Raw genomic sequence first — 8,688 nt, 5'->3', positions numbered from 1 at the left:
TTCGATGAAGTTGGCTGGGGTGATAGGAAGCCTTGCGTCTCGATGAAACGCATCGGCTTTCCCGAACCAACTCAAAAACTGGGGCACTTATTGGGGCACTTTTGCCTGTCCGCGTCCCGATCTCTTGGCCCGTCCTGAAACCACGGGGGCGGCAAGCATTCAGCGACGGACATCGCCAATAACTCCATCTCGTGAAGCTGACCATCCGCCTCAGCAATCTCTCTCAGCAGCGCCACGACCCGCTCACGAACCTTCTTATGGTTGCAGTCCTTGCTCTGTCTGAACCGTCTGAGGCCCTCGGTAAGCTCCTGGAGGGTCAGTTGGTCGAGGCGGCTTTGTGTGTCTTTCTATTTTCTTGAGTTCGCCCCCAAAACCCATGCAAGTAGCCTGATCGTAAGTACGAACAACATAAGCGCAACCAAAGTCACAACGGCTAGCAATTCGCTGCCTGTCAGAAGCCAAAGCAACGCTGCAATCAAAAATGCCCAAATCATTCTGTTAGCTTCCTCAACAAATGACGGTGTGACGGAAGGAATGGCAAGTGGTTCCGTCTGACCCCAATGTCGTGTTCCCGACGCGTCGATAACTGACGCCATCAGATCGAATTGTCGTATTTCCTGCTCTCGAATATGTCGTCCCGTCCGAGCCTATCATGGTTCGATCCGAGAGACGGTAGATACTCTCTCCATTGGATCCCAACATGAAACTCCCGGCCCGTGTATAGCTTATTCCGTCTGTCCCAAAGGCAACGTCATCGTGTTCACTACCGGCAGAACCTGAAGAGTTAAATCGCGGAGCAGCCGTCTTCTGAAAATTCCCAGTTCCGACGATGGCGGCTTCATTGGCGCACGCGCCCAAAGCCGTCATTGTAGCTAAAGCCAAGGAAAGCCTTCGCATACTAGCAATACCTCGCGCGTCTTATCCGAGACTTGGCAGCGGGAGTTTCAAGATGACCATACCGGCCATTGGAGTAACGCGGGCAATCCAACCCTTGCCCTGCTGCGATTACAGAGGCCCCGATATCCTTGCCATCGGCGTAGCAAATGCCGACCCAGCGATCATACGTCCGCTCACCGGTCAAATCACAGGAGATAGCTTTGCCGCGAAGATAATTGGTTAGCCACCGTTTGGCGTCCTGACCTGCTCTTGTTTTTAGTTCAGGAGCGTCCACACCGTTCAGGCGGACAGGCGTGCCATCCACTACGATCGTATCAGCGTCGCGGATATGAAGTGAACCGGCGTAGGCAGGAAACGCTATCATGAGAGCTGCTACGGAGCTGACGGTAAATCGAAACATCTTTTTCCCTCAAAAAAGTGGTTTCCTTCGATCTATGTGTAATACACTGGCTTCATTTATGAATTGGTGCCGAATGCATGTGATGTTGGGCCATAATCGCAACCGCTGAGCCCAGAATTCATGTCTTCCTTCAGCACGGAAACCAAATCCGGCTGGAGGAAACCCGCCAGTTTTCCACCCAACCTCAAATACTCTGACATTCGCTAGCGTTTCTCCTGATGATCGCCCATGTTCATCAACGGGAGGATCATTCATGAACTTGCTCAACACTACCGCACTGAACCTTTGCTCTTACGGCGATACCCACTGCCATAACTGCGGGAGAGCCGTTTCGAAGTGGATAGAGAAGTGCCCTAAGTGCGGCTACGAGTTGTAAAAAAAAAGAAAAGTGGACCCCGGCCAGCACGTAGCCAGCCGGGGTTAAGTTTAGGGCATCCTGTAACCCTCTCAATGTCGGGAATGGTCATGTCGGCAGGCGGATCTGATCCACGATACCCCGCTTCTGCTCATCCGAGATTCCAGCGCTGTAGATGCCGTAGGTGATCCCGTTCTCCGAGCGGGCAGACTTATGGCCAACGATGCTAGCGGTGAAGTGTTCCGGCACACCGGTGCGTTCGCATTGGGTGATGAACCACTTGCGCGTCGAGTGAAACACCAGACGAGGACGATCCAATTTCTTAGCCTGTCGCAACCGGGCGAACCGTTTGGTCACCTGCTCGACATTGGTCTCAGGAAACAGGGGGCCTTCGCTCGGAAGTGAACGAAACATCTCATCCAGCACCGGATGCATCGGGACCTGCCGTTCAGCCGCATCGGTTTTAAGCAAGCGCAGTTCATTTGGTCGCACATGGATGAAGCCGCCAAGATTTCCCTTCGAGATAAGATCCTCTCTGAGCAAACCAATCGCTTCTCCAGCCCGCATCCCCGTCAGCAGACAGGTCAGCATCACGGGACGTAGCACCGGATCCTTCGTCGTCAGAAGTTGGACCACCTCCCCATCCGTTGGAACGGCATAAGGCTGCGGCTTTATCTTCTGATCGAACAAGACCGTCTTGAACGGATTCTGCTCAAGATGCCCCTCATAAACCGTCCAATCTATGAAGGCGTTGACCTGAGCCCAGATCCGCTTCTGAGTGCGCGTGGTGATCCGAGCCGTTCCTTGAGCGGAGAAAGCTACCAACTGATCCAGCGAGAGCCCTCTGGTTCTCTCCGACTTACCAATGACCGGGGAGAGTTGTGCCACCAAACCAAGGAACTCGCGCCCCTCAGCTCTGGTCAAACTGCACAGGGACCGATCACCATACTTTGAGAGAAACAGCCCAACAGAATAGCGAACCGATTTAAACCCACCGGGCCGTAGTTCATTGGACCTCCTAGATAAATAGACGGCGCCCTTATCCTGAATCGAGATCTTCTCCCGTGGTATCAGGTGCTCGAACCGCGACCGTTCATCCAGCTGCCCAGACAGCTCCAGGGTGGCCCGTAGGTAGTCGAGAGCAGTTCCCGATGCAGCTTCCCACTCGAGAGAGCCAGCGCTGTTCTCTGGCACAGACAGAGCCTCCTCGGAGCGATCCCGCACCTCCGAGACTGTCTTCTCGTAACGAAGATTGACCTCGGCGGCCCTTGTGCGAGCGGTGTTAGTTGAGTTGGTCTTCAGCGATTGCTTTAGGGCTTGCTGACCAAGGACCATCGCCACGTCCTTGGGCCAGTTGCGTCGGTAGAGCCATGTGTGACCCTTCAAGTACGCATACTTGATATGAGCAGACATGTGTCTCCTCCTTTTCTGTTTTGGGAAAGAGCGGTCAGGTGCCGCGTTGGTGGACCCTGAGAATGAGGTCGAAGTCCGGCTCGCCGTACTCCCCCGCCAGTGGTCCAGTGATCGAGTAGCCGCCCACGCAGTCGTCAAAAACGAAATCGACCCGAAACAGATGTTCGGGCCAATCTTCGCTTGCGCGGATTACTACGATGTCATCGGGATGGAGCGTCAGCTCAGCCATCGCTAGCGCCCTTTATCCAGGCGGCTAGGAAGACCAAGATCAGCATCATCGACACGGCAGGATGCGTGCGAGCCCCAAGCCAGAGGATCGCGGTCAACACGGAACGTGGCGGTGCGCTCATAAGAAAACCCCCGGCGGCATCGCCGAGGGTGCGAAACGATTTCATGATGAATCTCCTTACGTTGCTTCTATTTTAGATACGCAAGGAGGCTCGGTTTCATCGCTACCGCAGGTAGGCTTCTTGATGAATGACGGCTCTCAGCCCGAAGCAGACATGTCGGATCTACACTTCGGGCGGATAACAGTCATTCGCTTCGGTTCAGTCCAATGTCAGCTATGCGGACAAAGCGGACATTGGACCGTTGATGTTTTGCTGTCTCTTTGGGCTTTGAGAGAAATTACAAAGCTCCGAAGCGAAGTTCCCACCAATCGCCAATCGTTTCTATTTGAACAGTGTTTCAGTGGGGGATTCACCGAACATATTTCGGTAGGCGACCGAGGTCCTTCCCAGATGAGAAAACCCGGCCTGCCCCATTAGTCTCGTAACAACCCCGCGTTCTGAATCCGCATTTAAGAGAAGCTTTCTCAGGTGCAACAGGCGCATTCGTCGATGCAATTCCAGAGGGCCAATCCCTAACTGGCCCTGGAATGCGTCGTAAAGCGTCCTTTTGGGTACGTCCAAAGCCCGGCAAAGGTCTTTGCTAGTCCAATTGATCCCGTCCAAATCTACGTGGAAAAGGCAATCGACTTCGGTCACAATCCTTCGGTGAAGAGAGCTGGTTCGTTTTCCATAGTTTGGTCGCGATACCTGAAAGACGCCGTCACCGCACAACAATTCAACGAGCTCCATTGCCAAGTTTTCAAACGCCGGAACGTGTTTGACACGCCTTTGTTTTGCCTGATCCAGGAAGTGCTGAACCCTCGAAACAAACAAATCGACCATTCCAAGCTCAAAGCTCATAAACGGCTGCAGTGGGAGTTGCCAGTCTCGGGCATTAACCAAACTTCGCGGAACTTCAACAATGAATTGTCTGGTGCCTTTTTCGACTACGTACTCGTATTCCCTGCGCGGATTGCCCTGCCAGCAAACGACAAAGGGTTTAACATGATAGAAGCTTTCAAAGCGGACCCTTGCTCTACCTGGCAGGAATAATCCGAAGTAGATGGCGTCGCCGGTCTGAGCTTCTTGATATCGCAACCGGCTCGAAAATGACTCTTGAAATAAACCAATCCCACCGCTGGTAACACACTGAAAGCTCGAAATAGGGCCACTTTTCCCAAGCGGCGTAACGTAATCCTCAACGCCGTTGTAACAAGGCAAGTTTTCCAAAGAATTTACTGTGCCTGCAGAGTAGTGCAAGTTCTGTTCTCCCGTTGTGCCCCGATGCACATTCCTGAATGTTAGCTCGCACTATTCGGATAGCAAAGCCAGCAGTCAGAATGTACGATTCTTACCAAGCAAAATAGGAGAGAACCTTGTTTAAAGTAATTCGACCTCTTTCGGTTCTGATGGTTTGTGCATCGGGCCTTACTGCGCAAACGGCAGACATGGTGTTCACGAACGCCAGCGTTCTTACAATGAACGATGATGCACCAACCGCCGAGGCCGTTGCGGTGACCGGTAACGAGATCACCTATGTAGGGGACGCAGCAGGCGCCGCTGCTCTGGTTGGCGACAATACCGAGGTTTTTGATCTGGGTGGCGACACCCTTTTGCCGGGCTTTGTATCCGGGCATGACCATATTGTTGCATCTGGCTGGACAACACGCGGGGTGAGCCTGTTCGGTATTGAAACACTTGAAGAAGCGTTGGCAGCAATCAAGAAGTATGCAGACGAAAACCCGGATGAGGAACTGATCCTTGGTTACGGCTTCAATCAGGTCTCATATGGCGGCTGGCCGACCAAGGAAGATTTGGACTCCGTCGTTTCTGACCGCCCAGCGTTTATCTTGGATTTCACAATCCACGATGTCTGGATGAACTCCAAAGCCTTTGAAGCTGGCAAGGTCGACCCTGATGAACCCGATCAGGTGCCTGGGGTCATGTTCTGGCAACGCGATGCAGAAGGCAAACAAACAGGAATCGGTATTGAGTTCCAGTGGGCGACAGCATTTAGAAATGCCGGCGCATGGGATGCTGCCGCTTCTATCCCAGATATTCAGAAACGGCTTTATGATCAGGCGGTCAAGACCGGATTGACAGCTGTTCACGTGCCTTTGATTGCGATGCCAACTGTGACGGACCTGTCGCTGAGCACTGAGGATGAAAAACTCGCTCTGGCGCATCTTCACGAGTTGGAAAAGGCAGGCGAACTCACTCTGAGAACTTTTGTGGCGACCGGCTTCAAGGATCCCACAGCCAAGGCAGATGACATTGTCGCGCATACCGTAGAACTGCGTGAGAAGTATGACAGCGACATGCTGCGAATCTGGGGCATTAAAATCCACCCCGAAGGCAACTGGAGTTCCCAGACCGCCTGGATGATGGACCCTTACACTGATGGAACCCGTGGCGCTGCAGCAATTGAAGGCCCGATGATCACATCGGTTTACCTTCAGGCCAATCGGGCGGGTTTGCCAGTTGGGACCCATGTTGACGGGTCTCAAACCGTGCGTAACACCGTAAATGCGATCATGACCGCTCGGGGCGCTGGGTATGACGTGCCCAACAACCTTCTGCACCACTACTTCTGGGTTTCAGACAAAGACCACGAAACGGTGATCGAGAATGAGATCATGGTCAACACGACGCCAATTTTCCATGTCGATTGGGAAGCGCAGGATGTGAACGCCCTTGACCTGCTGGGGCGCGCCCGCGTTGAAGCGACCTTTGCGCGCTACTCGTCGCTTATGGCTTTGGGGCACAACGTGTCTATTTCCTCGGATGTGCCCTCCGCGCCCATCGATCTTATTGGCCCTCTGCTCAATGTTGAAATCGCGATGACGCTGCGAGATCCTTTTAACGATGAATCCAAGCCATTCCCGCTTTCGCGTAAGCCCGCATCGCTGCACGAAGCGCTCAAGGCGATCACGATTTACCCTGCACAGCAGCAGGCAATGGAGGACAAGATCGGAACAATTGAAGTCGGGAAGTACGCCGATCTTGTTGTTCTGGATCAGGATATCGAGGGTGTCGAGCCGCGCAACATTTCAGGTATCAAAGTCTTGGGCACCGTGATGAATGGGCAGTTCACGCATCGCGAGGGACTTTGAGCGAGGGTATCATGATGAGGTCCCATCTTAAGAAAGTGATCGCTGCAGCCTTTGCTGTGGCGATCCCGTCAATCGCATTAGCAGATGTCGCATTCATCGCAATCCTGACCGTTCAGCAAAACAATCAGGAAGCGTTTGACGCACTGGCAAAGCGAATGGTGTCAGCCGCGTCCGAAAACGATGGGGTGCTGATTTACGAATTCGCCCGTGCGGGGGATCGAGTTTATGGCTATGAACGGTATGTCGATACCGCCGCCCACGGGCGACACGAAGCGATTATTGCACCGTTTCTCGAAGAACTGACTTCGCTGGCATCGTTTGAGACAATCGTTACTTTGTCCGAGCTAACAGCGGATCACCAAGCGGCGTTTGAAGCCATTGGTAGTGAAATTGGTCAACCCATTGCAAGTTTCGCTCGGGGGCAGTGAGGGCTATTAAGTAACCAAGTGCGGTAGATGCCCCTACGCATGGCAGCTTTGTCCGAGTTGTGACTGTTCGGACTATTTCAGATTATGCTGCCGCAGCGAAAGTCCGGTCTGGTGAAGTTGCAATGCAGCATTTAACTATGTCGTCAATGACCGGTATGAGTCGATAGCGAGACTTTGCAAAGTCTGCTTCCTGCGCAATGCCGCCCTGTCTCTCTTCCTAGACCGCCTCGACCAACTGACCCTCCAGGAGCTTACCGAGGGCCTCAGACGCTTCAGACAGAGCAAGGACTGCAACCATAAGAAGGTTCGTGAGCGGGTCGTGGCGCTGCTGAGAGAGATTGCTGAGGCGGATGGTCAGCTTCACGAGATGGAGTTATTGGCGATGTCCGTCGCTGAATGCTTGCCGCCCCCGTGGTTTCAGGACGGGCCAAGAGATCGGGACGCGGACAGGCAAAAGTGCCCCAATAAGTGCCCCAGTTTTTGAGTTGGTTCGGGAAAGCCGATGCGTTTCATCGAGACGCAAGGCTTCCTACCACCCCAGCCACTAATCCGAACATCGTCGAACAGAGATTCCTTGCAAACCGCGGCACCGAACATACACGGCGACGCTGCATCCATTGTGTTTCCGCTTGGGAAACTTACTGTCTCATCAACAAAATGTGGCAAACTTTAGGCGACTTCTGATCAAAACTTTGCTACCGGTTTTAGATACACAACCAAATCTCATTGCTCTTTAAGCTTTTTCGCATTTGAGGAGATCCCAAAATGCCAACATTGATCATTGATGGAACCCATTTGGCTGACACCCTTTTGGTCAACGAATTCACCTACCCTGGCGCCTATACAGGCTTTCAAATCTCTGGCGGCGATGGCGACGATGTCATCACAGTGACAGGGTTCACGCCCGCGGAGATCTCCGGTGATGCGGGCAACGACACACTCAGTGGCGATCGTGGCAATGATACAATCAATGGCGGCAGTGGAAACGACGTCATCTTTGGCGGCCGCGGTGAAGACCACATTCTAGGGGGCTCCGGCAACGACATCGTCAATGCTGGCAATGGCAACGACGATGTTTTTGGCGGAGCAGGCAACGATCTCCTGAATGGCGCCGGGGGCAATGACTACCTCGCAGGCGATCACGGCAACGACACAATTAATGGCGGATCCGGCGACGACTTCATTTTTGGAACAAAGGGCTTCAATACACTGTCCGGTGGCACCGGCAATGATACGGTCAACACCGGTGATCACACGTCAACTGCCGATGGCGGCATTGGCGACGACCTCATTGTGGCGCGCCTCAAAAAAGGCGGGGACCATATTCTGACCGGCGGGCACGGTGCAGATACCTTTGAATTTGTCTATCAGACCCACAAGAAAAGTTCCGACGTCGTCATCACCGACTTCGAGCTTGGTATTGATGACTTGATCATTGGCGGTCAGGACTCGCAAACCTGGCTGGAGAACAATCTGGCTTTTGCGGCGTCATTTGGCTTGGACCTGGTGACCGAAGTTAACGGCAACGCGGTTCTTAACATTGGCTCAAATGACACGATCACCTTTGAGGGTGTCAGCCTCGCTGATGTTCAGGACCATTTTGAGGACCTTGGCATCGCCCTTGGCTAATAGCCCTTGGCTAATAGCCCTTATGGAGCTGACCGCGGGTATCATATCCGCTCTGGAACAGGATATTGAAGTGGCCCTGAAGTGTTGGGGGCCACTTTTTTGCACGCGGCCATGCGGCCCCACC

Annotated in this window: 8 protein-coding genes; 3 read left to right on the top strand and 5 right to left on the bottom strand. The window is 53.3% G+C overall.

Annotated features, from left to right (window positions below):
* Positions 1–898: 898 nt before the first annotated feature.
* From JXR15_RS16460 to JXR15_RS16440, 5 genes are all read right to left on the bottom strand, one after another.
* On the bottom strand, positions 899–1,261 hold the full coding sequence (locus tag JXR15_RS16460) for a thermonuclease family protein (RefSeq protein WP_422054294.1): 363 nt from the start codon (positions 1,259–1,261) through the stop codon (positions 899–901).
* A gap of 499 nt (positions 1,262–1,760) precedes the next feature.
* Entirely contained in the window at positions 1,761–3,065 is a 1,305-nt protein-coding gene (locus JXR15_RS16455; RefSeq protein WP_422054285.1) for a DUF6538 domain-containing protein, read from the bottom strand.
* A 34-nt stretch (positions 3,066–3,099) separates the two neighbouring features.
* The gene (locus JXR15_RS16450) at positions 3,100–3,294 is read right to left on the bottom strand and encodes a hypothetical protein (protein WP_412555275.1); all 195 of its coding nucleotides are present in this window, start codon (positions 3,292–3,294) and stop codon (positions 3,100–3,102) included.
* Complete coding sequence (locus JXR15_RS16445; RefSeq protein ID WP_158500690.1) at positions 3,287–3,460, bottom strand: hypothetical protein; 174 nt, start codon at positions 3,458–3,460, stop codon at positions 3,287–3,289. Before JXR15_RS16445 ends, JXR15_RS16450 begins: the two co-directional genes overlap by 8 nt.
* A 276-nt stretch (positions 3,461–3,736) precedes the next feature.
* Positions 3,737–4,654 (bottom strand): helix-turn-helix domain-containing protein, encoded by a 918-nt coding sequence (locus JXR15_RS16440; protein WP_422054284.1) that lies wholly within the window; start codon positions 4,652–4,654, stop codon positions 3,737–3,739.
* 218 nt (positions 4,655–4,872) lie between these two features.
* Here JXR15_RS16440 and JXR15_RS16435 point away from each other — a divergent pair, with 218 nt between their 5' ends.
* The 3 genes from JXR15_RS16435 (at position 4,873) to JXR15_RS16425 (ending at position 8,564) form a co-directional block, all read left to right on the top strand.
* On the top strand, positions 4,873–6,507 hold the full coding sequence (locus JXR15_RS16435) for an amidohydrolase (protein ID WP_422054283.1): 1,635 nt from the start codon (positions 4,873–4,875) through the stop codon (positions 6,505–6,507).
* Between the two features lie 11 nt (positions 6,508–6,518).
* Positions 6,519–6,935 carry a putative quinol monooxygenase gene (locus JXR15_RS16430; protein ID WP_422054282.1) on the top strand — a complete coding sequence of 139 codons (417 nt, stop codon included), beginning with the start codon at positions 6,519–6,521 and terminating at the stop codon, positions 6,933–6,935.
* 765 nt (positions 6,936–7,700) lie between these two features.
* Positions 7,701–8,564: a calcium-binding protein gene (locus JXR15_RS16425; RefSeq protein WP_422054281.1), complete on the top strand. Its 864-nt coding sequence runs from the start codon at positions 7,701–7,703 to the stop codon at positions 8,562–8,564.
* Positions 8,565–8,688: the final 124 nt, after the last annotated feature.

The sequence above is a fragment of the Shimia sp. genome, assembly GCF_049116215.1.
Taxonomy (GTDB): domain Bacteria; phylum Pseudomonadota; class Alphaproteobacteria; order Rhodobacterales; family Rhodobacteraceae; genus Shimia.
This window is presented reverse-complemented; position numbering and strand designations above follow the sequence as displayed.